The 297-nt window shown below is 58.2% G+C and carries 1 pseudogene; it reads right to left on the bottom strand.

The window, feature by feature from the left end:
• Nucleotides 1–297: pseudogene (locus B4113_RS20780) on the bottom strand (IS701 family transposase); the annotation flags it as partial.

A 297-nucleotide genomic window follows, 5' to 3' on the forward strand; every position in this document is an offset into this window, starting at 1 on the left:
AAGCTTCAGTTGGTCTTTAGCCTGCCGGAAAAAGCATTCGATCGTCCAGCGCTGGGCATCGTAACGCAAGATGTCTTCGTCACTCAGCTCCCGGTCGGTGTCGAAGATGACATGGAGATGATCCGGCGTCATCGGTTGATCCGCCTTCCAAGCCAGCAGCACCACCGCGTCATCAAGACCGTTGAGCGCGCCTTCGTAGCGGTAGACACGATAGCGCTCGCTCCCCACCGTGACGAAGCGGGTGTCTTGGGGCTCGATATAGCGGGCGAACTCCTTCGCTTGGATGGCGATGCCTTT

The organism is Geobacillus sp. B4113_201601 (assembly GCF_001587475.1).
GTDB classification, from domain to species: domain Bacteria; phylum Bacillota; class Bacilli; order Bacillales; family Anoxybacillaceae; genus Geobacillus; species Geobacillus icigianus.